The organism is Clostridium lapidicellarium (assembly GCF_041224415.1).
Classification (GTDB): domain Bacteria; phylum Bacillota; class Clostridia; order Clostridiales; family Clostridiaceae; genus Clostridium_B; species Clostridium_B lapidicellarium.
Window position 1 is genome coordinate 100,013 of record NZ_JBGFFE010000006.1, and the last position, 25,320, is coordinate 125,332.

The 25,320-nt window shown below is 30.0% G+C and carries 30 protein-coding genes; 9 read left to right on the forward strand and 21 right to left on the reverse strand.

Annotated elements, in window-relative coordinates; translation table 11 throughout:
* Window positions 1-7 precede the first annotated feature (7 nt).
* From AB8S09_RS06365 to AB8S09_RS06400, 8 genes are all read right to left on the reverse strand, one after another.
* The gene (locus AB8S09_RS06365) at window positions 8-997 is read right to left on the reverse strand and encodes a YybS family protein (RefSeq protein WP_294184433.1); all 990 of its coding nucleotides are present in this window, start codon (window positions 995-997) and stop codon (window positions 8-10) included.
* An 11-nt stretch (window positions 998-1,008) separates the two neighbouring features.
* Window positions 1,009-1,326, reverse strand: coding sequence for a MazG-like family protein (locus AB8S09_RS06370; protein WP_294184431.1), 318 nt, complete (start codon window positions 1,324-1,326; stop codon window positions 1,009-1,011).
* Between the two features lie 204 nt (window positions 1,327-1,530).
* Window positions 1,531-1,785: a 30S ribosomal protein S18 gene (rpsR, locus tag AB8S09_RS06375; RefSeq protein ID WP_294184429.1), complete on the reverse strand. Its 255-nt coding sequence runs from the start codon at window positions 1,783-1,785 to the stop codon at window positions 1,531-1,533.
* 21 nt (window positions 1,786-1,806) lie between these two features.
* A complete protein-coding gene (locus AB8S09_RS06380; RefSeq protein ID WP_294184427.1) occupies window positions 1,807-2,259 on the reverse strand; it encodes a single-stranded DNA-binding protein in 453 nt (150 codons plus the stop codon).
* A 12-nt stretch (window positions 2,260-2,271) separates the two neighbouring features.
* Window positions 2,272-2,559, reverse strand: coding sequence for a 30S ribosomal protein S6 (gene rpsF, locus AB8S09_RS06385; protein WP_294184425.1), 288 nt, complete (start codon window positions 2,557-2,559; stop codon window positions 2,272-2,274).
* A gap of 99 nt (window positions 2,560-2,658) precedes the next feature.
* On the reverse strand, window positions 2,659-2,889 hold the full coding sequence (locus AB8S09_RS06390; protein ID WP_369868699.1) for a DUF951 domain-containing protein: 231 nt from the start codon (window positions 2,887-2,889) through the stop codon (window positions 2,659-2,661).
* A 3-nt stretch (window positions 2,890-2,892) separates the two neighbouring features.
* Complete coding sequence (locus AB8S09_RS06395; RefSeq protein WP_369868700.1) at window positions 2,893-3,783, reverse strand: mechanosensitive ion channel family protein; 891 nt, start codon at window positions 3,781-3,783, stop codon at window positions 2,893-2,895.
* Between the two features lie 3 nt (window positions 3,784-3,786).
* Window positions 3,787-4,044, reverse strand: a complete 258-nt coding sequence (locus AB8S09_RS06400; protein ID WP_294184936.1) for a putative Se/S carrier protein — start codon at window positions 4,042-4,044, stop codon at window positions 3,787-3,789.
* Between the two features lie 234 nt (window positions 4,045-4,278).
* Here AB8S09_RS06400 and ytvI point away from each other — a divergent pair, with 234 nt between their 5' ends.
* A complete protein-coding gene (gene ytvI / locus AB8S09_RS06405; protein WP_369868701.1) occupies window positions 4,279-5,334 on the forward strand; it encodes a sporulation integral membrane protein YtvI in 1,056 nt (351 codons plus the stop codon).
* A gap of 77 nt (window positions 5,335-5,411) precedes the next feature.
* The gene (gene yyaC / locus AB8S09_RS06410; protein ID WP_294184940.1) at window positions 5,412-5,999 is read left to right on the forward strand and encodes a spore protease YyaC; all 588 of its coding nucleotides are present in this window, start codon (window positions 5,412-5,414) and stop codon (window positions 5,997-5,999) included.
* Between the two features lie 4 nt (window positions 6,000-6,003).
* On the opposite strand, the gene AB8S09_RS06415 is transcribed toward yyaC, so the two are convergent.
* The 13 genes from AB8S09_RS06415 to rpmH all read right to left on the reverse strand — a co-directional run bounded on the left by AB8S09_RS06415 (window position 6,004) and on the right by rpmH (window position 15,700).
* Entirely contained in the window at window positions 6,004-6,234 is a 231-nt protein-coding gene (locus AB8S09_RS06415; protein ID WP_294184942.1) for a YkuS family protein, read from the reverse strand.
* Window positions 6,235-6,293: 59 nt separating this feature from the next.
* Window positions 6,294-6,797, reverse strand: a complete 504-nt coding sequence (locus AB8S09_RS06420; RefSeq protein ID WP_294184944.1) for a DUF4446 family protein — start codon at window positions 6,795-6,797, stop codon at window positions 6,294-6,296.
* Window positions 6,798-6,850: 53 nt separating this feature from the next.
* Window positions 6,851-7,711, reverse strand: coding sequence for a ParB/RepB/Spo0J family partition protein (locus tag AB8S09_RS06425; RefSeq protein ID WP_369868702.1), 861 nt, complete (start codon window positions 7,709-7,711; stop codon window positions 6,851-6,853).
* A 7-nt stretch (window positions 7,712-7,718) separates the two neighbouring features.
* Window positions 7,719-8,486 (reverse strand): ParA family protein, encoded by a 768-nt coding sequence (locus AB8S09_RS06430; protein WP_294184975.1) that lies wholly within the window; start codon window positions 8,484-8,486, stop codon window positions 7,719-7,721.
* Window positions 8,487-8,652: 166 nt separating this feature from the next.
* On the reverse strand, window positions 8,653-9,447 hold the full coding sequence (noc, locus tag AB8S09_RS06435; protein ID WP_294184947.1) for a nucleoid occlusion protein: 795 nt from the start codon (window positions 9,445-9,447) through the stop codon (window positions 8,653-8,655).
* Window positions 9,448-9,546: 99 nt separating this feature from the next.
* Entirely contained in the window at window positions 9,547-10,260 is a 714-nt protein-coding gene (gene rsmG, locus AB8S09_RS06440) for a 16S rRNA (guanine(527)-N(7))-methyltransferase RsmG (protein ID WP_369868703.1), read from the reverse strand.
* Window positions 10,261-10,296: 36 nt separating this feature from the next.
* A complete protein-coding gene (gene mnmG, locus AB8S09_RS06445) occupies window positions 10,297-12,183 on the reverse strand; it encodes a tRNA uridine-5-carboxymethylaminomethyl(34) synthesis enzyme MnmG (RefSeq protein WP_369868704.1) in 1,887 nt (628 codons plus the stop codon).
* Window positions 12,184-12,193: 10 nt separating this feature from the next.
* On the reverse strand, window positions 12,194-13,573 hold the full coding sequence (gene mnmE / locus AB8S09_RS06450) for a tRNA uridine-5-carboxymethylaminomethyl(34) synthesis GTPase MnmE (protein WP_294184977.1): 1,380 nt from the start codon (window positions 13,571-13,573) through the stop codon (window positions 12,194-12,196).
* A gap of 84 nt (window positions 13,574-13,657) precedes the next feature.
* Entirely contained in the window at window positions 13,658-14,284 is a 627-nt protein-coding gene (gene jag, locus AB8S09_RS06455) for an RNA-binding cell elongation regulator Jag/EloR (protein ID WP_369868705.1), read from the reverse strand.
* A gap of 16 nt (window positions 14,285-14,300) precedes the next feature.
* Complete coding sequence (yidC, locus tag AB8S09_RS06460; protein WP_294184955.1) at window positions 14,301-14,963, reverse strand: membrane protein insertase YidC; 663 nt, start codon at window positions 14,961-14,963, stop codon at window positions 14,301-14,303.
* Window positions 14,964-14,983: 20 nt separating this feature from the next.
* The gene (yidD, locus tag AB8S09_RS06465) at window positions 14,984-15,193 is read right to left on the reverse strand and encodes a membrane protein insertion efficiency factor YidD (RefSeq protein ID WP_294184956.1); all 210 of its coding nucleotides are present in this window, start codon (window positions 15,191-15,193) and stop codon (window positions 14,984-14,986) included.
* Entirely contained in the window at window positions 15,190-15,522 is a 333-nt protein-coding gene (rnpA, locus tag AB8S09_RS06470; RefSeq protein WP_294184958.1) for a ribonuclease P protein component, read from the reverse strand. Before rnpA ends, yidD begins: the two co-directional genes overlap by 4 nt.
* A gap of 43 nt (window positions 15,523-15,565) precedes the next feature.
* On the reverse strand, window positions 15,566-15,700 hold the full coding sequence (gene rpmH, locus AB8S09_RS06475) for a 50S ribosomal protein L34 (RefSeq protein WP_294184960.1): 135 nt from the start codon (window positions 15,698-15,700) through the stop codon (window positions 15,566-15,568).
* Window positions 15,701-16,214: 514 nt separating this feature from the next.
* On the opposite strand from rpmH, the gene dnaA reads away from it, so the two are divergent.
* The 7 genes from dnaA (at window position 16,215) to gyrA (ending at window position 24,995) form a co-directional block, all read left to right on the forward strand.
* A complete protein-coding gene (gene dnaA / locus AB8S09_RS06480) occupies window positions 16,215-17,561 on the forward strand; it encodes a chromosomal replication initiator protein DnaA (protein ID WP_294184962.1) in 1,347 nt (448 codons plus the stop codon).
* A gap of 257 nt (window positions 17,562-17,818) precedes the next feature.
* Window positions 17,819-18,922: a DNA polymerase III subunit beta gene (gene dnaN / locus AB8S09_RS06485; protein ID WP_294184963.1), complete on the forward strand. Its 1,104-nt coding sequence runs from the start codon at window positions 17,819-17,821 to the stop codon at window positions 18,920-18,922.
* A 27-nt stretch (window positions 18,923-18,949) separates the two neighbouring features.
* On the forward strand, window positions 18,950-19,156 hold the full coding sequence (gene yaaA / locus AB8S09_RS06490) for a S4 domain-containing protein YaaA (protein ID WP_294184965.1): 207 nt from the start codon (window positions 18,950-18,952) through the stop codon (window positions 19,154-19,156).
* Between the two features lie 73 nt (window positions 19,157-19,229).
* On the forward strand, window positions 19,230-20,321 hold the full coding sequence (recF, locus tag AB8S09_RS06495; RefSeq protein WP_369868706.1) for a DNA replication/repair protein RecF: 1,092 nt from the start codon (window positions 19,230-19,232) through the stop codon (window positions 20,319-20,321).
* Window positions 20,322-20,340: 19 nt separating this feature from the next.
* The gene (gene remB / locus AB8S09_RS06500) at window positions 20,341-20,613 is read left to right on the forward strand and encodes an extracellular matrix regulator RemB (RefSeq protein ID WP_294184967.1); all 273 of its coding nucleotides are present in this window, start codon (window positions 20,341-20,343) and stop codon (window positions 20,611-20,613) included.
* Window positions 20,614-20,623: 10 nt separating this feature from the next.
* A complete protein-coding gene (gyrB, locus tag AB8S09_RS06505) occupies window positions 20,624-22,537 on the forward strand; it encodes a DNA topoisomerase (ATP-hydrolyzing) subunit B (RefSeq protein WP_294184969.1) in 1,914 nt (637 codons plus the stop codon).
* 16 nt (window positions 22,538-22,553) lie between these two features.
* Window positions 22,554-24,995, forward strand: coding sequence for a DNA gyrase subunit A (gene gyrA, locus AB8S09_RS06510; protein WP_369868707.1), 2,442 nt, complete (start codon window positions 22,554-22,556; stop codon window positions 24,993-24,995).
* Window positions 24,996-25,320: the final 325 nt, after the last annotated feature.

Genomic DNA, 25,320 nt, shown 5'->3' on the forward strand with positions numbered 1-25,320 from the left:
CCCCCAGTTATTTTTTTCCTGATTTTCTATAAGGGTCAAGTTTTCTAAAATCAAATATCATATCTATAAATCCTGCTAGAACATAAAATAATGATAAGCTGGATAAAGCTGTTAATATTATAATGACAGCAATAATTTTTTTAGATATTTTAAATTTTTTCAATAAATAATATGTCAATAATGCTATTCCATCTATAAAAAAAATAAGTTCCAAAATGATCTTAGAAGAGGCAACCAGATATTGTCCTGCCGCCATATTTCTTCTATTAAATAATATGCCGATGACAAGTATCAGTCCGACTAATGTTCCCACTCTGGTATTCATATACCATTGGCCCAAAGGCTTACTTTCATTCATCTGATATTTTAATTTTTTAAGTATGGATCTGGTTATAATATAATTCAAATAAGATAAGGTAAATGACATAATTATTATTACTGCAGGAATAAGTTTCATAATATACTCTGGTGTAAATATCTTGAGCATACTTTCCATAGAAGAAAGCTGATTACTTGATACACCGGCCTTCTCATACATATTTTTGCTTAAATCCATAGATTGCTTAAAATCCTCTACTATTTTATTGACAAATCCATATATTCCTCCTTTGCTTATAAACATTATATATACAGTAAAATAAAAGATTATTCCCACTGCCATTGCTATGGACAAAAATACCATAGTAGTGCTAAATTTCATTTTATTTTTTATGCAATACCCAAGAGTCATTCCTGTAAGTCCTGTCAGTATTATCAAAGATAATGCAAATATGGGATTATAAAATATTGACATCAGTATCCCACTTGCTATAACAGAAATCAAAGTGACCTTGTAATTCTGCTTAATATAAAGCAGAGTTATAGGTATTGGCAAAATGAAATTAGCAAATATAGAAAATACGGGTACATATACATTTATAAGCATCATAACTACTGTAATTGCCGTAGTCAAACTACCTTCAATAAGAGCCTTTGTATCATATGTACTTTTTTGCATTTTTACCTCCATTAATCCTTTTCTTTTAGATGATTATATAATTTAGTTAAATCCTTTCCCTGTAGTTCTATTTTGTCTTCTTCAATTATACCAATCTTTAATTTTTTTTTCATGGTTTCATCTACTGCCGTGTGTGAATATCCCAATCTTTCCGCAAGTAAATACAATATTATTATTGCCCCGGAAATGCAATCCAGCACAGATTCCTTTGCTACATTACTTCCTTTTGTAAGCAATTTAAAAAAATCACCTATTATACACAAAAGATCCGCTTTTAAACCCTCTACTATTTTAACATTATACATTATGTTAAAATTTTCTTTATCCATTTACTCCCTCTCCCATCATCCAATTTGATTTTGGATCCTTTATATACTTTTACATATAACAAAATCCTATTTTTATAATTCTAACTTATTCATAATAATATTATACATAAGTTAGAATATAATATTAAGTTAAAATGGCAATTTAAAGAATTATTATTTTCAATATAAAAAAAGTGAAGAATAAAAATTCCTCACCTCTAAGACTTATTCCGTTGTAAATGGTAGTAATGCTATATTTCTAGCTCTTTTTATAGCTTTAGTAAGCTCTCTTTGATGTTTTGCACAGTTTCCGGAAATCCTCCTTGGAAGAATTTTCCCTCTTTCTGTAACATACTTCCTCAACTTGTTTATATCTTTATAATCTATAGTTTCAGCTTTATCCATGCAAAAAGCACAAACTTTTCTTTTGGATCTCCTCATCTTTCCAGAATTTCTTCTTCCGCCTTCCCTATTGGCCATAAAATGAACACCTCCTTACCTTTAAAATGGGATATCTCCATCATCAACAGGTGTAATATCCTCTCCATAAACATCTTCATTAAAACCTTTGTTTTTATTTGAATTTTCCGCTGAATTTTCATTACTATTATTGCTATAGGAGCTTTTTGCAGTTTTATCTCCCCATTCAAGAAATTGAACTTCCTCTGCAATAACTTCAGTAACATATCTTCTAGTACCATCTTTAGCTTCATAATTTCTAGTCTGAATTCTACCACTGACACCTATAAGCTTTCCCTTACTCATATAGTTTGCTGTAGATTCAGCCTGTTTTCCCCATACAACAACCGGAATAAAATCTGCCTCTTTTTGTCCATCTCTAGAAAACCTTCTATCAACAGCTATAGTAAAGGTTGTAACCGCTTTACCCGTTCCAGGAGTAAATCTAAGTTCTGGATCTTTAGTCAATCTTCCAATTAAAACCACTTTATTCAATCAAAACACCACCTATTTTTCATCCTTCACTATTATGTGCCTTATAACTGTGTCTGTAATTCTAAATATTCTATCCAATTCTTTTGGCAATTTAGAATCGCTACTGAAATTTATCAAGGTATAATATCCTTCGTTAATTTTATCTATTTCATAAGCAAGTTTTCTCTTACCCCAGATATCAACGTTTTCTATTACTCCTCCACCCTTTTCTATTACATCCTTAAATTTATCAACATTTGATTTAAATGCCTCTTCATCTAAAGACGGATGTAATATAAATATAGTTTCGTATTTTTTCATTGATTCCACCTCCTCCCCTTGGACTAATGGCTGTAGAAATTAACAGCAGGGATTACAGATTACTATTGTATCACTGATTCTGTATAAGATCAATAAATTTCAATTAGTGCTGTGTGCCTTTTCACCGTCATCACTATTATCAGAATCCTGCCTGAGTATTTTTTTTACATTCCTTGTAAATTTACTCCTTGGAAGCATCACTATTCTTCCACAACCACAGCATTTAATTTTTATATCGGCTCCAAGCCTTATTATCTCCCATTTATTACTCCCGCAGGGATGGCTCTTTTTCATTTCCACTATATCACCTATATAAAAAACTTTTTTCATTTATTACCCTTCCTTCAATAATTTTATTGACAAACAAGGAGTTTTTATATTTTCTTTTTTAAACATTTCTCCAATCTGTTTCCTGAGTTTCATTTCCATATTCCATTGAGTCATTGGTCTGGTTTTTCCTGATATCCTGATTGTCACTTTATCATCCGCTATTTTTATTATGCCCTGGACAGCAGGTCCTTCTTTAACATCACTATTTTTTTCCTTGAATTCACTGCATAGATCAGATAATAATTTTATAACTCTATTTATATTTTCTTCATAGGATACATCCACATCTATAATAATTCCCACATTCCCCTTAGAATGATTGGTAACTTTAGTAATAAGTCCGTTCGGTATTATATGTAAATCTCCATTAAAATCTCTTATTTTAGTAATTCTTAGTTCTATGCTTTCCACTATACCGCTTTTATCATCTATGCTTACATAATCTCCAACTGAAAATTGATCCTCAAATAGTATAAAAAAACCATTGATAATATCTTTTATAATATTTTGTGCTCCAAAACCAACTGCAACTCCGCCTATTCCTGCAAAAGTCAATCCAGTAATACTTATCTTCGGTGATATCACCGAAATGATAGTAAATATTCCAAAAAAATACACTGAATACTTCAATACACTTTTTAAAATAGCTCCAATTGTTTTAGCTTTTTTATCATTTAACGATATTTTAAAATTCTTCTGCTTCGAAACATATCTCTTTATGATTATATTTCCTATTTTTATAATTAAATACATGGAGATCAATATTAATATTACTTTAAAAACCACTTCTGTAAAATTAAGAATACTTTCTTTATATATAGATAATTTTCCTATTTTAACAGCATCATCTTCTACAACGATTTTAAAAAAAGGAAAAACCTTATTGAATATCATATTTTACCTCCAAAGCTGCAATGGTATATATCCTCTATCACTTCTTTTATAAATATTTTTAACAATCAATTGTCCCTGCCTAACCAATTGTTTTATTTTTTCTACGTATATATCATCTACTTTTATACTTATTCCACAACTTTTCGTAATAACAGCAGGTGTAGGCATAACATTAACTTTTATGCCATTTTCCTTTAAAAGCTTTTCTCCATTTATAGCACCATGTGTATTCTTAAAAGTTATTATATAATATTCCTTCATAATTATCATAATACAGTCAAAATAAAACTGTAACCTCCTGTAAAATTTTACAATAATTATATACAACAATTATTTATTAGTTTATAATTGTGTATATAACTATTTTATATATTATTATAACAGAAATATCACCACAAGTTTATAAAATATATGGTATTTATTATTAACTTGTGATACAGTCACATTAATGCTGTTAACAATCAGGAAAAATAAAAGGGAGTTGTTATTACTACTGTGAAAGAACTAATGAACAAAATTGATAGAATCGTTTTATTTTTTGTCCTCTACACATTGATATTCTTAATATTCTTTAATACAATTGACTACACACTGCCTTTCGTATTAGCTTTAATATGTGCTTTAATACTAAAGAAACCAACTCTGCTTATTATCAGGAAACTTAAAATAAACAATGGAATTGCCTCTCTCATCACAACTACAATATTTTTTGCAGTAATACTGATTATATTATCCTTTGGAATAGTTGCCATAACTCAAGAGGCTATCCAATTGGGAAAGAATGTCCAATCATATATTTCCAGTAATTATAATAATTTATATGATTCTATATACAAGCTGCAAAAATACTATAATAATTTAGATCCTTACATAATAAACACTTTTGAAAAAAACTTTACAGGTTTCATCGATAAAGCTTCCAATTTAGCAGTAAGTTTTTCAGGTAAATTGGTGAGTTATCTTGTGAATTTAATAACTACCATACCCTATGTATTAATGGTGATACTTTTCACGCTGCTGACAACATATTTTTTTACAAAAGACATGACTTCTTCAAACATGAATATATCCAGGCTACTTCCAGACAGCAAGACAGTCAAATTATATAAAATATACAATGAAAGCAAAAAGATGATTGGAAATTACCTATTATCATACATGATAATTATCTCCATTACTTTTATAGAAACTCTGATAGTATTTTTAATATTTAAAATAAAATATGCACTGATTTTAAGTATTGTATGTGCCATAGCAGATATACTGCCTATCATAGGAATAGGAATCATATATATTCCTTTGGCACTTATTTACCTGATTACCACAAACAACTATGTTGTTTGCTTTGGATTAATAATTTCTTACTTAATAGTTTCAATTATAAGACAAATTATTGAACCTAAAATAGTTTCTTCTTCTCTAGGAATACATCCAGTAGCAGTATTAGCATCTTTATTTATTGGATTAAAGGTGAATGGACTTCTAGGTGTGATATTCTGTATATTTTTAGTTATCTTCTATAATATATTCAAAAAATTAGATATGCTGTAGAATTGTCAATTAAAATATTACTATTATACGTATAAAAAACCTCCTTATAGTAAAAAATATATTTAGGAGGTCCTTTTATGATTAAGAAAATGATAGTAGATCCGTCTTCCCCAAATTCAATATTTGATTTAAGAGATATCTTAAGCAATGAACTGCAAATTATCATGGAATCTGACAGAAATATAGTAATACTCTGCATAGGTACAGATAGATCAACAGGAGACAGTTTAGGACCTATAGTTGGAGATAAATTAAAATTTTTAATGAGAAGCAGAATTGAATTGTATGGTAATTTACAACATCCGGTACATGCAAAAAATATTGTAGAAACAATAGATAAAATAAATCTAAAATATAATAATCCCTTTGTCATAGCAATCGACGCGTCATTGGGTTCTATTCAAAATGTTGGCAAAATAATAATAGAATCAAAACCGCTTCACCCCGGATCCGCCATGAATAAATCCTTACCACAAGTAGGCGATTTAAGCATCACTGGAATTGTAAACATATGTGGGGCTATGGAATTCATGGTGTTACAAAACACTAGACTATTTACAGTAATACAACTTGCCAATACAATTTCCAGAGGACTATATTATTCAATATTAAAAACTGTACATTCAAAAAACTCAAATAATGCCTTAATAAATACAGAAATCTAAAAGCTCAAAATACCCTATCTCTAAGTATATATTCTAATTCATCTGCACTCTTTCGCCCCAGATCAATTATTAGAGTATCTTTATTCTTTATATGTAAATTTGCAAGTCCATTATCTTTCAATCTACAAACTATAGCATCACATTTCATATCTTTACTATCATTTATTATCATATATCCTCTTTTACGCAATTCATTTCCTATATAATTTAAATCACTGGGAACGTATATTTTCATATAAAAAACCTCCTTAAAAAGTAATTTTCCCTTAAGGAGTTTTTTTTATGTAAATAATTTTATATTCCCTTATTTATACATTCATTCAAAACCTGTTTTTCTTCTTGAGACAATTCATACCTAGACATACCACTATCTATAGGTTTTGCATAAGTAGTACTCTCATCTCTTCCATATATTCCAGTAATTATTACACCATCATTATTTGCATCCAATAATGCAATTGAAAAACTCAAGTCACTACCTACATCTTCAAAAGCCCTATAACGCACAATAGATATTTTTTGTATACAGCGCTTTATCTTTGAATTCAAATTATCATACATTTTTTTAACATTTTCAGATTCTTTTTGGGCATCATTTACTTTATCAAAATATTTTACAATAAGATCTTCTAGATTTTTACCACTTGAACCACGCACAAGTTTTTTATATTTTCTTTCCAATCTATTTAATGATTTAAATATTATGACATTCATAATCAATAATATTATTACTAATATAACTAATCCAATTACAATATACAATTGTAAATTATTCAACAAGTTACTGATATTTTGCATATTTTTCTCCCTTCATATTACAAAATGTTTCACGTGAAACATTAATATTTTTATTAAACTTCCAATATATCCAATATTCTCTGCAAATCTTCCTGAGAATAATATTCTATTTCTATTTTCCCCTTGTTCTTCTTATCAACCAATAAAACTTTAGTACCAAATAAATTTTCCAATTTTTCTCTTACATCTACATAATAAATATTTTCTTTTCTATCAGGTTTCTTCTTATTTCTCTTTACAGAATTTAAATTTTTAATTATCTTCTCTATATTCCTTACCGTCAAATTTTTATCTACTATTTCTCTGGCCAATTTATATTGCAATTCAGTATTTTCCACTCTTAGAAGAGACCTTCCATGTCCTTCACTAATAATACCATCCATGAGATATTTTTGAACTCTACTATCAAGGTTGAGAAGCCTCATACAATTTGAAATCGCAGTTCTGGATTTTCCTATTCTGCGGCTTAATTCATCTTGAGTAAGATTAAAATCATCAATCAATCTCTTATATGCTAAAGCTTCTTCTATTGGATTCAAATCCTGTCTTTGTATATTCTCTATAAGAGAAATTTCTAAAACTTCGCTGTCAGATAAATTCATTATAATTGCAGGTATTTTTTTAACACCAACGAGTTTGGCTGCTCTCCATCTTCTTTCACCTGCTACTATATTATATCTACTATCTGCAATTTTATTAAGTATAAGAGGTTGAATTATACCATGTTCTTTTATAGATTGAGAAAGTTGCTCTATTTTACTTTCATCAAAGTTTTTCCTGGGTTGAGCCCTGTTGGCTTTTATAAGATCAATATCAATGTAATGTATATCTTTTTGATCTTCCTTTTGATCTTCTAAAGCATTATCGGGTATTAACGCCCTCAGACCTTTCCCCAGTCCATATTTTTTACCCAAATTTTATTCACTCCTTTTGTCTGTTCAAAAACTCTTTAGTTAGCAGCTCATAGGCTTCCGCCCCTTTACATTTATCATCATAAAGCACTACAGGAAGTCCAAAGCTAGGAGCTTCTGCCAATCTTATATTCCTAGGTATAGTAGTTTTATATACCTTATCTTTAAAAAATTTCTTCACTTCTGAAATAACTTGAGTAGAAAGATTAGTCCTCATGTCACACATACTCATAATTACCCCTTCTATTTCCAAGCTCCTATTCAATGACTCTCTGACTAATTGTATTGTATTTATAAGTTGTCCAACTCCCTCTAATGCATAAAATTCACATTGAATAGGTATTATAACACTATGAGATGCCGTAAGCGCATTTATAGTTAACAATCCCAAAGATGGTGGACAATCTATAAATATAAAATCATATTTTTGTACTAAATTTTTTAATTTATTATCCAATATACTCTCTCTATTTTTTTTATCTATAAGTTCCACTTCAGCACCAGCCAATTCCATAGTAGAAGGAATTATAAAAAAATTATCTATTAGTTCACATTTTCTCACAACTTCATTTATATTGATTTCTGAATTCAGTACATCATATATTGAATTTTCTATATTTCTCTTGTCAATGCCCAACCCGCTAGTAGTATTCCCCTGAGGATCAATATCTATATCCAATATCTTATATCCCTGCATAGCCAAATATGCACTTAAATTAATACAAGTAGTGGTTTTCCCAACTCCACCTTTTTGATTAAATATCGATATAATTTTTATCCTGCTCACTCCCTTCAGCTTATTATTAACTTTATTTTTAATTATATATTTTTATTTAAAATAATAAAAGAGTTTTTGTACAAATTTAATCTAAAATAAATTAATTCAGAAGTAAAACAAGACATTTTTTAAAGATAAAAAAATAAAATGTTTCATGTGAAACATTTTATTTTTTAGGAATCGTAATTATTATTTGTATTTTATCATCAAGATCCTGAGAAGAATATCTTGCATTCAAACCATATTTATCAAATATCTGTTTAACTGTATTCATATAAACCCTTGGAGAAAATATTCCTTTTATTTTCTTCCTCTTACCCTTTTTTACCTTTCCAGTTTTTGTTTTATCATTTATTATTTTATCCAGTTCTCCGTTAATAAGCTCCTCTGTTTTCTTAACATTTAAACCTTTTTTAATAACTTCCTTTAATACTTTTTTTTGAAGATCTACTGTAGGAAGCTTTAAAAGTGCTCTTGCATGTCTTTCAGTTAAATCATTATCCAGTAATATTTTTCTAATTTCATCATCTAATTTAAGCAGTCTAATTTTATTGGCAATAGTCGATTGTTTTTTCCCTATAACCTCAGCTAATTTTTCTTGAGTATAAGAATGATCTTTAATCAAATTATAATATGCCTCTGCTTCTTCTAAAAAATTGAGATCCTCTCTTTGCAAATTTTCTAAAAGAGCTATGGCTGCAGATTCTTTATCACTTATATCAATTATTATTGCAGGCACTTCAGTCAGCCCTGCCTTTTTTGCAGCCTTAAGCCGCCTCTCTCCAGCTACCAATTCATATTTATTTTCACCTAATTTCCTTACCGATAAAGGTTGAATCACTCCGTGTACATTTATAGACTGGGCTAATTCCTCCAGGCTCTCTTCATCAAAATGCTTTCTTGGCTGATATACATTAGGTAAAATTAAATCTACAGGTATATAATTAACTCTTTTTTGCATATTTAACCATCCCTCTTACATTTCCTATTATTAACATTTCTTTATTCTTTTATAAAATCCTGCTATTTTATATAATTTTCGTACGACAAATTATTTCATTTATTTCAATGGTTTTTTAGCAACTGTTCCTGATCTTCTTGGATAGGTTTTAGGAGTTCTCTTGATTTTTTTTATTACAACTAAATTATGATTCAGCTCACAATTTTCTACATTGATTATACTTTCAATCTTACCACCTAAAATATCAATAGCTTTTTTACTTTCTTTCACTTCTTCATCCACCGCAGGACCTTTCATAGCTATAAAATAGCCTCCTACTTTTACATATGGAATACAAAATTCACTTAAAACCGTTAAATTTGCCACTGCCCTCGATACAGCAATATCATATTTTTCTCTATACTCTATTTTTCTAGAAAAATCTTCCGCCCTTCCATGTATACAAACTATCTTATTTAATTTAAGCTCTAATACAACTTGATTTAAAAAATTTATTCTCTTGTTTAAAGAATCCAAAAGAGTAATATTCTTTCTATCATCCATTATCTTAATAGGAATACCTGGAAATCCAGCTCCCGTTCCTATATCTATAATATCTAAAGCGTCTTTCATAGGCGAAAACTTAAATATCTCCATACAATCTACAAAATGTTTTTTGATAATATCCCTATCTTCTACTATAGCAGTAAGATTTATTTTATTATTCCATAACTTCAGCATATCTTTATATTTCATGAATCTATTATATTTATCTTCATCAAAACCCAATTTAATATCGTTACATGCTTCCATCATAATTTGAAAATAATTCATAACAATTCTCCAAATCAATCTTAATTAATATTATAATTATAAATTTTTTTCTCTAGCTCTTTTTTCCATATAAATTAATAATACAGAAATATCCGCCGGTGAAACTCCTGAAATTCTAGAAGCCTGGCCAACATTCATAGGTCTTATTTTGTTCAATTTCTGCATGGCTTCTATTCTCAACCCCTTGATTTTATCATATTCTATATATAAAGGTATAACTTTATTTTCAAGTTTTTTAAATTGAGCCACTTGTTCAAGCTGCTTACTTATGTATCCTTCATATTTTGAAATTATATTTACTTCTTCTTTAACATCTTCACTTAGTTCAGGCCTATTTACATCTAGAGCCCCCACATTAAAATAATTGAGTTCCGGCCTTTTGATCAATTCATATAAGCTAACGCTCTTTTTCAGCTCGGATGAATTCAATGAACTTAAAAAATCAATCACTTCTTTTTTCGGCGTTATTTGAATACTCTTTATTCTATTTAATTCTTTTTCTATATCATCTCTTCTCTTTAAATATTTTTTATATCTAGCCTCATCGACCAAACCTATTTTATACCCCATTTCCGTGAGTCTCAGATCTGCATTATCCTGTCTAAGCAATAATCTGTATTCAGCTCGAGATGTCATCATCCTATAAGGTTCTTCAGTTCCCTTCGTAACTAAATCATCAATTAAAACACCTATATAACCATCAGATCTTTTCAAAATAAGAGGTCTTTTCCCCTCAGATTTAAGGGCAGCATTAATACCTGCAATTATTCCCTGAGATGCTGCTTCTTCATATCCGGAACTTCCATTTAATTGTCCGGCTCCAAATAGACCTTCAATATTCTTAAATTCCAATGAAAGTTTTAATTGAAGTGGATTTATACAATCATATTCAATGGCATAACCTGTTCTTAAAAACTCTACATTCTCAAGTCCAACTATTGTCTTATACATGGCAATTTGTACATCCTCCGGCATAGAAGTAGAAGCGCCATCAACATACATTTCATTCGTATCTTCTCCTTCAGGCTCTATAAATATCTGATGCTGTTCTTTATCTGGGAACCTGACTACCTTATCTTCAATAGACGGACAATATCTCGGACCCACTGATTTTATTGTACCATTATAAAGTGGTGATCTATCTATATTATTTCTTATAATTTTTGATGTATTTTTTGTAGTATAAGTCAAATAACATGGAACTTGAGCTTTGTCTAAGTTTTCACTCATAAAAGAAAACGGTACTATTCTCTTATCCCCCGGCTGCTTTATCATCTTTGAAAAATCCACACTTCTCTTATTTATCCTAGCCGGAGTACCTGTTTTGAATCTTCTAAGCTCTATTCCCAAATCAAGCAAGCTCTGTGAAAGATCATTAGACGGCATAAATCCATTAGGGCCTGAACTATAGCTAACATCCCCTATAATAACTTTTCCCTTCAAATAAGTTCCTGTAGCCAAAACTACAGTTTTCGACCGAAAATACGCTCCATTTCTAGTAACTACTCCGCAAACCTTTTTATTTTTATCTGTCTTTATTTTTACTACCTCTACCTGTCTCAAATATAAATTAGGCTGCTTTTCAATTACTCTTTTCATTCTTCCAGAATAATTCCTCTTATCGGCCTGAGCTCTAAGGGAATGCACTGCAGGACCCTTGGATGTATTTAACATTCTCGACTGTATAAAAGTATGATCGATATTTACACCCATTTCACCCCCTAATGCATCTATTTCCCTTACTAAATGCCCCTTAGCTGTTCCTCCCACATTAGGATTACACGGCATAAATCCTATACTATCCAAATTCATAGTACACATTAAAGTTTTACATCCCATTCTAGCCGCAGCAAGGCCTGCCTCACATCCTGCATGACCTCCTCCCACAACTATTACATCATATTTATCCGAAAAATATTCCAAAATCCACTACCTACTTTCCTAAACAAAATTTTGAAAATATCTTATCAATTATATTTTCTTCCAGAGTATCTCCAGTTATTTTACCTAAATTAGTCCAAGCATTTCTCATATCTATAGAAGCTAAATCTATAGCCGGGGTATTTTTCAATACATCCAAGGCTTCCATGCAATTTTTCCTGGCTCTAATTAAGCACTCTTTATGTCTTACATTAGTTACAAATAAATCCTCAGATCTAACCTCACCTTTAAAAAACAATTTCTTAATACAATTTTTAACTTCATCTAATCCATTGCCCAATTTAATTGAAGTCTTTATCACAAATTTTGAATTTAGTTCGTGAATACTGTCTAAATCTATTTTATCACCTAGATCTATTTTATTTAACAAAATTATATATTTCTTATTATCTACATATTCTATTATTTTTCTATCTTCATCATCTAATTTCTTACTGGAATCCAACATTAATATAATTAAATCAGAATTATCTATTTTTTCCTTGGATTTTTCAACTCCAATTTTTTCAACCACATTATCAGTTTTTCTGATTCCAGCCGTATCACTTATTTTTACAGGTATTCCACCTATATTCATGTACTCTTCTATAACATCCCGCGTAGTACCTGGGACATCAGTAACTATGGCTCTGTTTTCCATAATCAATGAATTTAAAAGAGACGACTTTCCTACATTTGGTTTTCCAACAATTACTATATTCAACCCTTCTCTAACTATTTTTCCCTCTTCGGCAGTACCTAACAAAAAATCTATTCTATTCAATATTTTTTTTAACTCTGCAGAAGCCTTATCAGACGTTACTTCCTCTAAATCAGCTTCAGGGTAATCAACAGTAGCTTCAATTGATGCAATTATTTCTAAGAGATCTTCTCTCAATGAATTAATTTCTTTGGAAACTTTTCCCTTCGACTGTTGAACCGCAGCTTTCATAGATACTTCAGTCTTTGCATTGATTATGTCAGTCACTGCTTCAGCCTGACTTAAATCAATCCTTCCATTTAAAAATGCCCTTTTAGTAAATTCTCCTGGTTCAGCCATTCTGGCTCCAGCTTTAATAACTTCCTCAAGTACTTTTTTAGCTGCCAAAACCCCACCATGACAATTTATTTCAACTGTATTTTCAGTTGTATAACTTTTAGGTGCTTTCATGAAGCTTACTAGAACTTCATCCAACAATTCTCCTGTTTCCCTTTCCACTATAAAGCCATATCTCATTGAATAGGATTTTATATCTAACAGTCTTCTATTATTTTTTCCTTTAAATATTTTATTTACTATTTCAAGAGATCTTTCTCCTGAAACCCGCACAATAGATATTCCGCTTTCACCCAAAGCTGTAGCTATTGCCGCCATGGTATCAACTTTTTCCATCATTTCACTTCCCATTAATCTCAATTTAATAAACAGTCTTAAATATCATCTACAATTCTTCCGGGTATTTAAAAAAGAAAGCCTTTAGGCTTTCTTTAAATCTACTACAACTCTTCTAAAAGGCTCCTGACCTTCACTATAAGTATTTACATAAAGATCATTTTGAAGGGCAGAATGAATTACCCTTCTTTCATAAGGGTTCATTGGTTCCAATTTAACCACTCTCCCTGTCCTCTTAACCTTTTCAGCTACTTTCCTAGCAAGTCTTCTTAAAGTTTCCTCTCTCTTCGCTCTATAGTTCTCCGTATCTAAAATCACTCTTTTATATTCCATGTCATGATTTTTATTTATAACAAGACTCAAAAGATATTGAATTGCATCCAAAGTCTCTCCTCTATATCCTATAAGTATTCCCATATCTGAACCAGTTAAATATATCTTTATTACATTGTTTTCCTCTTTTATTTTTATTTCTGCATTTACTCTTATTTTTTCTAAAACATTCTTTAAAAATATCCTTGCTTCATTTATGTAATCCCTTTTTACTTTGACTCTTACCTTAGCCGGCCGTATCCCTATAAAATTTAAGAATCCCTTATTACCTTCATCTAATACTTCAACTTCAACTTTATCCCTTTCAACATTCAACTTCATTAATGCATTCTTCAGTGCTTCTTCAACAGTTTTCCCTGTAGTTTCTACAACATTCATGCCACATAGCCACCCCCTAGGCCTTACTATTTTTAGTTTTTTTACCCATTTCAATTTTTTTAATAACTACAGTTTGTGCTATTTGAATTAAATTACTAACAACCCAATACAATACTAATGCCGATTTAAATTTCATACTCATATATACCATGAATATAGCCATTCCTATATTCATCATTTTACTTTGCTTAGCTTGTTCACCAGTAGTAGGCATTACTATAATCCCCGATATATAAGTAGTTGCTCCCGATATAATGGCAAGAAGAAAATCAGTTTTAGCCAAATCTTTCATCCATAGAAAACTAACACCATTTATTCCTGTTAAATTATTAAAAACGTAGTAAAGAGCTAACAGAAGAGGCCACTGAATAAGAAGTGGGAGGCATCCACTAAAAGGACTTGCTCCTTTTTCCTTATATAATTTCATCATTTCCTCTTGTGCTCTCTGTGGATTTTTTTTATACTTTTCCTGCAGCTTTTTAATCTCCGGTTGAATTTCATTCATTACAAAAGAAGATCGCAATTGTTTTATCCCCAAGGGAAGTATTATGAGTCTAATTATTATAGTCATCAAAATTATTGCTATACCATAGGAAACATTGGGATTAGGTATAAACGAAATTACAAAACTATGTAAGAAATTAAAAAATCGAACAAAAGCATCATTTAAATATTGCAAAATATTAAACCTCCTGAAATTTATTTAACCGGATCATATCCACCTTTACAAAATGGATTACATCTCAATATTCTTTTTATAGACATAAACCCACCTTTTATAATACCATATTTTTGCAATGCTTCCAATGCATATTGTGAACAAGTAGGATAAAATCTGCAACATGGCCTTTTTAGAGGTGATATATATTTTCTATACAATTTAATTAATAAAATCAAAAATTTTTTCATTTCCACAAACCTGCTTTTTTAATTAAATTTTTTATAGAATTTCCTATTTCCATATAATTTCTACCTTTTGATAAATTTCTGGCTATAAATACTAAATCATAGCCTACTTTTATATTATCACTATTCAACCTATAAATCTCTTTAATCAAACGTTTTATTCTATTTCTTTCTACACTGTTTCCCACTCTTTTATTTATAGATACACCCAATCTATTTATATTTTTCTTATTTTTATAAATATATAGTACTAATAGACTATTAGAAAAAGATTTGCCTCTTCTATATACAGCACGAAATTCCGCATTTTTTCTTATTCTGTAGATTCTCATTTTTGCTCCTTTTTTACTTGCAGAAAAAGGCCACAAAAGCGGCCTATGCTGTTAATTTCTTTCTACCTTTTTGTCTTCTTCTTTTAATAACATTTCTTCCTGATAAAGTTCTCATCCTTTTTCTAAAACCGTGCTCTCTTTTTCTTTGTTTCTTTTTCGGTTGATAAGTCATCCACATAATATTATAAAAACTCCCTTCACTTTAATGTTGATCTTTATATAGAATTTGATATTCTCATCTTAAAATATCGTCAAATTTTTAAAGTTTTACTATTAAATTATATATTCACTAACTTATAATGTCAACATAAATTCAAAAGTATAGATTTCAATCAAAATAGTTTTTATCTACAAATTGTGGATAATTTCTTGAATAGGTTCTTTGGTTTTGATATTATAAATAGGGGATTGTTAATAACTCTAAAAAATATACTACTTATCCACAACTGTGGATAAAAATGTGCATAACTTGTTTTTTTTAATATTTTTTTTCTATATATTTACCTATTTTACTAACATTATTCATTGTAAATAATGTTAATATTTACTTTAACACTTATGTTTTTATTTTTTTTACTCTAAAATTATAAACTTAATTATAAACATGTGAATATTTTTATACACACATGTCAACAAATTATAATAACGAAACACATAAACTCAGAATTTTTTCTAAGACTGGAGGATACAAAATGAATGCCCATCCAAAAGAAATATGGGAACAATCTTTAAAAATAATAAAAGGTGAAATTACTGAAGTAAGTTTTAACACATGGATTAAAAGCATTACTCCTGTATCCATCGAAAACAATATTTTTATATTAAGTGTACCAAATGATTTAACAAAGGGGATATTAGCCAGCAAATATACAAATTTAATATCAAACGCATTAAAATTAGTTACTTCAAAAAAATATAACATTAAATTTTTAGTATCATCTGAATCTGAGGAGGCATTGACATTAGATAAAAAAAACTTTAAAAAAGAAACAGAATCGAAAGACGAAGAAACACCACCTATGCTAAATCCTAAATACACCTTTGATTCTTTCGTAATAGGCAACAGCAACAGATTTGCCCATGCAGCATCTTTAGCTGTAGCAGAATCTCCCGCTAAAGCTTATAATCCCTTATTTATATACGGAGGAGTGGGACTTGGAAAAACTCATTTAATGCAGGCTATAGGTCACTACATACTTGAAAATAATATTAAATCAAAGGTAATGTATGTTTCATCAGAAAAATTTACAAATGAACTTATAAATTCAATAAAAGATGATAAAAATGAAGAATTTAGAAATAAATATAGAAACATAGACGTACTTTTAATAGATGATATCCAATTTATAGCCGGTAAAGAAAGTACCCAGGAAGAGTTTTTTCATACTTTCAATGCTTTATATGAAGCAAACAAACAAATAATACTATCAAGTGACCGACCGCCAAAAGAAATACCTACGCTGGAAGATAGGTTGAGATCTAGATTTGAATGGGGGCTTATAGCCGATATCCAACCACCTGATTTTGAAACAAGGATGGCTATATTAAAAAAGAAAGCCGATGTAGAAAATTTAAATATTCCAAATGAGGTCATGGTATATATAGCTACTAAAATCAAATCAAATATCAGAGAATTAGAAGGAGCTCTAATACGTATAGCTGCCTTTTCCTCACTTACAAATAAAGAAATAAGCATTGACTTAGCTGTCGAAGCACTAAAAGATATAATCTCAAGTAAACAGTCTAAACAAATTACAGTAGATCTAATACAAGACGTAGTAGCAAATTACTATAATTTAAAAGTATCCGATTTCAAATCAGCCAGAAGGACGAGAAATGTAGCTTTTCCAAGACAAATAGCAATGTATTTGTGTAGAAAACTTACAGATATGTCACTGCCTAAAATAGGAGAAGAATTTGGAGGTAGAGATCACACTACTGTAATACACGCCTATGAAAAAATATCAAATAATTTAAAAAAAGACGAAAGCCTTCAGAATGCAATAAAGGATTTGACAAAAAGGTTAAACCAAGGATAATTATAAACAGCTGTTTATAATATTCTATGATACATTGTTGATATTATGATATATACATTATTTCTTTTTTTTCTGTGGATAATACGATGTTAAATTGCTTATTTATCCACAATTATTTTTCTCATTTTTTTCAGTATTATTAACAACTTTGAGATATATAAACATACTAACAATCCCTACTACTACTACTAAATTGTTAATTATCTATCTATATATATATCAACTAAAATAAAATATTAACAAAGGGGAAATCAAAAATGAAATTTAAATGCAAGAAAACAAATTTACAAGAAGCCATAAACACAGCTCAAAGAGCAATAACTGGAAAATCAAGTATGCCAGTATTAAATGGTTTAAAAATAACTGCTTCAAATAACATAATTACCTTAGTAGGATCAGATATAGATTTAAGTATAGAAACTAAAATACATGCAAATGTTGAAGAAGAAGGAGCAGTTGTAATAGATGCGAGATTATTTGGAGAGATAATAAGGAGATTACCCGACGATGAAATAAATATTTTAACCGTAGAAAACAATTCTGTAGAAATATTATGTCAAAAATCAAAATTCACCCTCATACATATGAATGCGAGGGATTTCCCTGAAATACCCAATATAAATGAAAACATGATTTTTTCAATACCTCAAAAAACATTGAAGAATATGATAAGAAGTGTTATATTTGCCACAGCTCAAGATGAAACAAGACCTATCCTCACGGGAGTGTTGTTTGAAATAAAAAATAAAAAATTAAATTTAGTGGCACTGGATGGTTATAGATTGGCCCTAAAGTCTAAATATTTAAATACAGATAATACTATTAATGCAGTAATTCCAGGAAAAACATTAAATGAAGTTTCTAAAATTTTAGAGGATAATGATGAAAATGTAAATATAACATTTACACCAAATCACATATTGTTCAATCTGGATAATACAAAAATAATATCTAGACTTTTAGAAGGAGAATTTATAAAATATAATTCTATAATTCCTGAAGAGTTTAATATGACAGTTACAGCAAAGAAAGATGAGCTTTTGAGCTGTATTGAAAGAGCCTCCCTAATGGCTAAGGATAGCAATACCAATCTTATAAAATTGGAATTAGAAGAAAACAAAATGGTAATAACATCTAATTCTCAATTAGGAATGGTAAGAGAAGAATTAAATATAATTTTGCAGGGAGATAATCTGAAAATTGCATTTAATTCAAAATACTTAATTGATGTTCTAAGAATAATGGATGAAGAGGAAATTGTTTTAAAATTCTCCAGCAGCGTAAGTCCATGTATAATTAAAAATAAGATTAAAGATAATTGTACTTACTTAGTTTTACCAGTTAGACTTTTAAATAGTTAAAAATTAATAAATTGGAGATAATAGAAAATGTATGAAATAAAAATTAGCACAGATACGATAAAATTGGATTCATTTTTAAAATGGTGCGGGGCTGTTTCGCAGGGATCTGAAGCTAAAATTTTTATAAAAAATGGCAAAGTAAAGGTAAATGGAGAAATAGAAACAAGAAGAGGCAGAAAACTCTATAAGAGTTTTATTGTTGAATTTGGAAATAAAACCTATAAAATTGTGTAGTTACATTTACGTTAAAAATTATTCTTAATTATATTCTATATGTTGTGATATAATTATAAATAGGTGTTTTTAAATGTATATTAGGTATTTAAAGCTCATTAATTTTAGAAATTATAGGAAGCTTGATATTAAGTTTGGTAAAGGTACGAATATATTTATAGGGGATAATGCTCAGGGAAAAACAAATTTACTTGAAAGCATATATTACTGCGGCATAGGAAAATCTCCCAGGACAAATAGAGACAGGGAATTGATCAACTGGAATGGTAGAGAATCTTATATAAGGGCATATGTGGAAAGAAAACCCCTGGATAAAACTATAGAAATAAAAATATTCAAAGAAGGGAAAAAGGGAATAAATATAAATTCCATAAAAGTAAGCAAATTATCTCAACTTATGGGAATTTTTAATGTAGTGATGTTTTCTCCCGAAGATTTAAAGATAATAAAAGAATCACCCGTTTATAGAAGAAAATTTTTAGATATTGAACTCTGTAAGTTTAGTAAAAAATATTATTTCAGCCTGGTTCAATACAACAAAGTTTTGAATGAAAGAAATGCATTACTTAAAAATTGGTCCAATTACAACCAAAATATAATCCAGGTTTATGATAAACAACTTTCTAAATACGGCGGGTTTATAATATATTTGAGAAATAAATATATAGAAAAGCTTAGTGAAAAGGGCAAGATCATACATGAAGATATAACCTCAGGATCTGAAAATATAGAATTCAGATATGTGACGCAGGTAAAAGATCTAGATAAACCAGAAAACAATTTGTTTGAAATACTGAGTTCAAACAGAAAAAAGGATATAGAGAGGGGAACTACCCTTTATGGACCGCATAGAGATGATTTCATTACAGGTATAAATGGGATAAATGTTAGAAGTTTTGGTTCTCAAGGACAACAGAAAACATCAGTTTTAACATTGAAATTTGCTTCTCTCGAGATAGTTAGGGAGGTTATAGGTGAATATCCTGTATTGCTGCTGGACGATGTTTTATCTGAATTGGATTTGAAAAGACAAAATTATATATTGAATTCTATAAAAAATATACAGACATTTATAACTTGTACAGGAATTGATGATATTAAAAAAAATTCTCAAAATGAAGCAAATTTATTTGTTGTACGAAATGGTAAAATAACTACGATTTAGTTTTGAAAGGAGATTATTTATGTTTTTACATCTAGGTGAAAATATAGTCGTTCCAACAAAAGATATAATTGGAATATTTGATGTTGAAACTTCAACATATAATTCCGACACAATTCAATTTTTAAGAATGGCTGAGGAAGATGGATTTGTTCAGAGGATCACAAAAGATAAGCCTAAATCTTTTATTATTGCCGAAGTGAATAAAAAAAGTAAAATCTATTTGTCACCTATATCTTCATCCACGTTGACTAAAAGATCAAAAGCTCTAAAGTATGAACTTCAAGATGAATAGGAGGATAAATATGCATCAGGAAAAAAAACAAGTTTATGATGAAAATCAGATACAGGTGCTGGAAGGCTTAGAAGCCGTAAGAAAAAGACCTGGAATGTATATTGGAAGTACAAGTTCCAGGGGACTCCATCATTTAGTATATGAAATAGTAGATAACAGCATAGATGAAGCATTGGCAGGATATTGTGATAGGATAAATGTTATTATACACGAAGATAACTCTATTACAGTTACGGATAACGGAAGGGGAATGCCTGTTGGAATGCATCATAAGATGAAAAAGCCTACAGTAGAAGTAATAATGACCATATTACATGCAGGAGGTAAATTCGGCGGTGGAGGGTACAAAGTTTCAGGTGGGCTTCATGGAGTGGGTGCATCTGTAGTAAATGCGCTGTCCGAAATTTGTGAAGTTGAAGTAAAAAGAGAGGGGCATATATGGAAGCAGATTTTTAAAAGAGGGAAAGTTGCAACAGGATTAGATATAATAGGTGATACTGAAGAACATGGCACTAAAATTCATTTTAGACCTGATCCAGAAATATTTGATAATATAGAATTTGACTATGATGTATTGTCTCAAAGACTTAGAGAACTGGCTTTTTTAAACAAAGGCATAAAAATAACGTTAAAAGATAAAAGAAATGATAAAGAGGAACTTTTCCATTATGAGGGTGGAATAAAGTCATTTGTAACCTACTTAAATAGGAATAAACGTGTAATTCATAAGGAACCCATATATATAGAAGGTGAAAGAAAGGATTGTTCGGTAGAAGTTGCCATTCAATATAATGATGGATATTCTGAAAATATTTTTTCATTTGCCAATAATATAGATACAGTTGAAGGTGGAACTCATCTAGCTGGATTTAAATCGGCTCTGACTAGGGTATTAAATGATTATGCAAAAAAATTTGGAATATTAAAAGAAAATGATAAGAATTTATCGGGAGAAGACATAAGAGAGGGACTTACAGCAGTAATATCTGTAAAATTGATAGATCCTCAGTTTGAAGGTCAGACTAAAACAAAACTGGGTAATAGTGAAATGCGTGGCATAGTTGATAATATATTAGGCGAGAGTTTGAATAATTTTCTACAGGAAAATCCTCAAATTGCAAAAATGATATTGGATAAATCTCTGATGGCATCACGTGCCAGAGAAGCTGCGAGAAAAGCGAGGGAACTTACAAGACGTAAGTCTGTACTTGAGAATACTTCTCTTCCGGGAAAACTTTCAGATTGCTCATCTAAGAATTCGTCTGAATGTGAAATATATTTAGTCGAGGGAGATTCTGCAGGTGGGTCCGCAAAACAGGGTAGGGATAGAAAATTTCAAGCTATATTGCCGCTTAGAGGTAAAATAATGAATGTGGAAAAGCAAAGACTTGATAAAATACTTGGTTATGAAGAGATAAGGGCCATGATCACTGCTTTTGGCGCTGGAATAGGAAAGGAATTTGATCTTAATAAAATAAGATATGGCAAGGTAATAATAATGACGGATGCAGATGTAGATGGTGCACATATAAGGACATTGCTGCTCACATTTTTTTATAGGTATATGAAAGCTCTTGTGGAAAACGGTCATGTCTATATAGCTCAACCGCCTTTATACAGGGTATATAAAAATAAAAAGGAATACTATGCATATTCTGATAAAGAACTTGAAATAGTGTTGAATGAATTGGGAGGAAAGGATAGCAATGTAGATATACAGAGATACAAGGGTCTTGGAGAAATGGATTCAGAACAGCTTTGGGATACTACAATGAACCCAAGTACAAGGACACTTATTCAAGTAAATGTAGATGATGCTATGGCAGCTGATGAAATCTTCACTATACTTATGGGTGACAAAGTTGAACCTCGTAGAAATTTCATAGAAGAAAATGCTAAAAAAGTTGTAAACTTAGATATATAGTAGAGAGGTGTAGTTGATGTTTGACGAAGGTAAAATTTTACCAGTGGACATAAGCAAGGAAATGAAAAAAAGTTATATAGAATATGCTATGAGTGTTATTGTAAGTCGTGCTCTTCCCGATGTTCGTGATGGATTAAAACCAGTTCATAGAAGAATATTATACTCTATGCATGAACTTGGACTTACGCCTGAAAAAGGTTATAGAAAATGTGCTAGAATTGTTGGAGATGTACTTGGTAAATATCATCCTCATGGAGATTCAGCTGTTTATGATGCTTTGGTTAGAATGGCACAAGATTTTTCTATAAGGTATACCCTAGTTGATGGACATGGAAATTTTGGTTCAGTGGATGGGGATAGCGCAGCAGCTATGAGATATACTGAGGCAAAAATGAATAAAATAACACTTGAGATGCTGAGAGATATAAATAAGGATACAGTAGATTTTGTTCCAAATTTTGATGGTGAAGAGAAGGAACCTTCTGTTTTGCCGTCTAGATTTCCAAATTTACTTGTAAATGGATCAGCTGGCATAGCTGTGGGAATGGCCACGAATATACCACCACATAATCTTACTGAAGTTATAAATGGTTTAATAATGATAATAGATAATCCAGAAGTTACTATTGATGAATTGATGACAGCTATAAAAGGTCCGGATTTTCCAACCTCAGGTATAATAGTTGGCACATCGGGTATAAAAAATGCCTATAATACTGGAAGAGGAAAAATAATTGTAAGAGCTAGGACCGATATTGAAGATATAAATGGAAGAAATAGTATCATAATGACTGAAATTCCATATCAAGTTAATAAATCAAAATTAGTGGAAAATATAGCAGATTTGGTGAAAAATAAGAAGATAAATGGGATATCAGATATTAGAGATGAATCAGATAGAGATGGAATGAGAGTTGTAATAGAATTAAAAAAAGATGCCAACCCAAATGTGATTTTAAATCAACTGTATAAACATACAAGAATGCAGGATACTTTTGGAATAATAATGCTGACTCTTGTAAATAATGAACCAAAAATATTGAATCTAAAACAGATATTGGTTTATTATCTGCAGTTTCAAGAAGAGGTTGTAACTAGAAGAACGCAGTTTAATTTAAATAAGGCGCAAGCTAGGGCCCATATTCTCGAGGGATTAAAAATAGCATTGGATCATATTGATGCAGTAATAAATTTAATAAGATCTTCTAAGACTACAACAATTGCAAAAAATGGGTTGATGACTCAATTTAATCTTTCTGAAAAACAGGCACAGGCTATATTGGATATGAGACTTCAAAGACTTACAGGTCTTGAAAGGCAAAAAATTGAGAATGAGTATGGTGAATTGACGAGAACGATAAAACATTTAGAAGAAATTTTGAAGGATAAATCTGTTCTATTAAGTATAATTGAAAATGAACTTATTGAAATAAGAAATAAATATGGCGACGAAAGAAGAACTGAAATACAAATAGGTAATGATGATATAAATATTGAAGATTTGATTGATGAAAAAGAAGTGGTTATAACTTTGACTCATGAAGGTTATATAAAGAGAATCCCAGCAGATACGTATTCTTCTCAGAGAAGAGGTGGTAGAGGTATACGGGCGATGGCTACAAAGGAAAATGATTTTGTAGAACATATGTTTATCACTTCAACTCACAGCCGTATTTTATTTTTTACCAATAAAGGTAAGGTATATAAACTTAAGGGATATGAGATCCCTGAAGCAGGTAGAACTGCCAAAGGTACAAATTTGATTAATTTAATACCCTTGGATACAGATGAAAAAATTCAGGCTATTGTATCCTTCAAAGACGAAGAAATCAATAGGGACAATTATTTTGTAATGGCAACTAGAAATGGGTTAATTAAGAAAACTAAGATAAATCAATATGCTTCTATAAGAAGAAATGGCTTGAATGCTATTAATTTGAAAGATGAAGATGAACTTATACAGGTTAGAATGACTACAGGAGAAAATCAGATACTTGTTTTTACCAGAAATGGATATGCCATAAGATTTAGTGAAAAAGATATAAGGTCTACAGGCAGAAATACTACAGGTGTAAAGGCTATAACTTTAAGACATGGTGATATAGCTGTCTCTATGGACATTGTAGATGAAAGTCAGGATGTTCTTGTTGTAAGTGAAAATGGATTTGGTAAAAGAACTCATGTAGATGAATATACTATCCATAGAAGAGGCGGAAAGGGCATGATAACATATAAGGTTACAGAAAAAACAGGCTTGATAGTTGGAGCTAGAATTGTCAAGGATGAGGATGAGATCATGCTTATAAATAACAGCGATGTGGCAATACGACTTAATGTATCTGAAATATCTACTACAAGTAGAAATACAATGGGTGTTACACTTATGAAGAATGAAGATAAGCAGAGAGTGGTTGCTATTGCCAAAATAGATTGTAGTGATGATATTGATGATAAATAGCTTTTATCCGAATACTGCCATTGGTAACTATTTTTCTTTTAAATTTTAAGAATTGAATATAATAAATGGTGTATTTGATTTTATCAAATACACCATTTATTATATTTTGCAAATTCAAGTAAAGAAATTTTAAAAAATATATTGACTCTGTTCAAGTAAGATGATAGAATATAAAAGCTGTGTTAATTAAGGAATATTGAAGTTTGCATTTATAATATTAATAAAATGTTGATATTCTTAAATTAATGTGGTAGAATGAAATAGTTATTTGATAGTTTAATGTGATCCTTGAAAATTAGACAGAATAATATAGGGAAACTTATAC

Coding starts and splice junctions, on each gene's coding strand:
- AB8S09_RS06420 (WP_294184944.1), bottom strand. CDS start 6,797: ATGCAAAATATCAGTAACTTGTTGAATAATTTACAATTGTATATTGTA.
- mnmE (WP_294184977.1), bottom strand. CDS start 13,573: ATGGAAAAAGTTGATACCATGGCGGCAATAGCTACAGCTTTGGGTGAA.
- AB8S09_RS06365 (WP_294184433.1), bottom strand. CDS start 997: ATGCAAAAAAGTACATATGATACAAAGGCTCTTATTGAAGGTAGTTTG.
- recF (WP_369868706.1), top strand. CDS start 19,230: ATGTATATTAGGTATTTAAAGCTCATTAATTTTAGAAATTATAGGAAG.
- gyrA (WP_369868707.1), top strand. CDS start 22,554: ATGTTTGACGAAGGTAAAATTTTACCAGTGGACATAAGCAAGGAAATG.
- yidD (WP_294184956.1), bottom strand. CDS start 15,193: ATGAAAAAATTTTTGATTTTATTAATTAAATTGTATAGAAAATATATA.
- AB8S09_RS06400 (WP_294184936.1), bottom strand. CDS start 4,044: ATGAAGGAATATTATATAATAACTTTTAAGAATACACATGGTGCTATA.
- AB8S09_RS06395 (WP_369868700.1), bottom strand. CDS start 3,783: ATGATATTCAATAAGGTTTTTCCTTTTTTTAAAATCGTTGTAGAAGAT.
- yyaC (WP_294184940.1), top strand. CDS start 5,412: ATGATTAAGAAAATGATAGTAGATCCGTCTTCCCCAAATTCAATATTT.
- AB8S09_RS06370 (WP_294184431.1), bottom strand. CDS start 1,326: ATGGATAAAGAAAATTTTAACATAATGTATAATGTTAAAATAGTAGAG.
- noc (WP_294184947.1), bottom strand. CDS start 9,447: ATGCAAAAAAGAGTTAATTATATACCTGTAGATTTAATTTTACCTAAT.
- rsmG (WP_369868703.1), bottom strand. CDS start 10,260: ATGAATTATTTTCAAATTATGATGGAAGCATGTAACGATATTAAATTG.
- dnaN (WP_294184963.1), top strand. CDS start 17,819: ATGAAATTTAAATGCAAGAAAACAAATTTACAAGAAGCCATAAACACA.
- AB8S09_RS06390 (WP_369868699.1), bottom strand. CDS start 2,889: ATGAAAAAAGTTTTTTATATAGGTGATATAGTGGAAATGAAAAAGAGC.
- AB8S09_RS06415 (WP_294184942.1), bottom strand. CDS start 6,234: ATGAAAATATACGTTCCCAGTGATTTAAATTATATAGGAAATGAATTG.
- remB (WP_294184967.1), top strand. CDS start 20,341: ATGTTTTTACATCTAGGTGAAAATATAGTCGTTCCAACAAAAGATATA.
- jag (WP_369868705.1), bottom strand. CDS start 14,284: ATGAATGTTGTAGAAACTACAGGGAAAACTGTTGAAGAAGCACTGAAG.
- rnpA (WP_294184958.1), bottom strand. CDS start 15,522: ATGAGAATCTACAGAATAAGAAAAAATGCGGAATTTCGTGCTGTATAT.
- rpsF (WP_294184425.1), bottom strand. CDS start 2,559: ATGAAAAAATACGAAACTATATTTATATTACATCCGTCTTTAGATGAA.
- gyrB (WP_294184969.1), top strand. CDS start 20,624: ATGCATCAGGAAAAAAAACAAGTTTATGATGAAAATCAGATACAGGTG.
- rpmH (WP_294184960.1), bottom strand. CDS start 15,700: ATGTGGATGACTTATCAACCGAAAAAGAAACAAAGAAAAAGAGAGCAC.
- yaaA (WP_294184965.1), top strand. CDS start 18,950: ATGTATGAAATAAAAATTAGCACAGATACGATAAAATTGGATTCATTT.
- rpsR (WP_294184429.1), bottom strand. CDS start 1,785: ATGGCCAATAGGGAAGGCGGAAGAAGAAATTCTGGAAAGATGAGGAGA.
- dnaA (WP_294184962.1), top strand. CDS start 16,215: ATGAATGCCCATCCAAAAGAAATATGGGAACAATCTTTAAAAATAATA.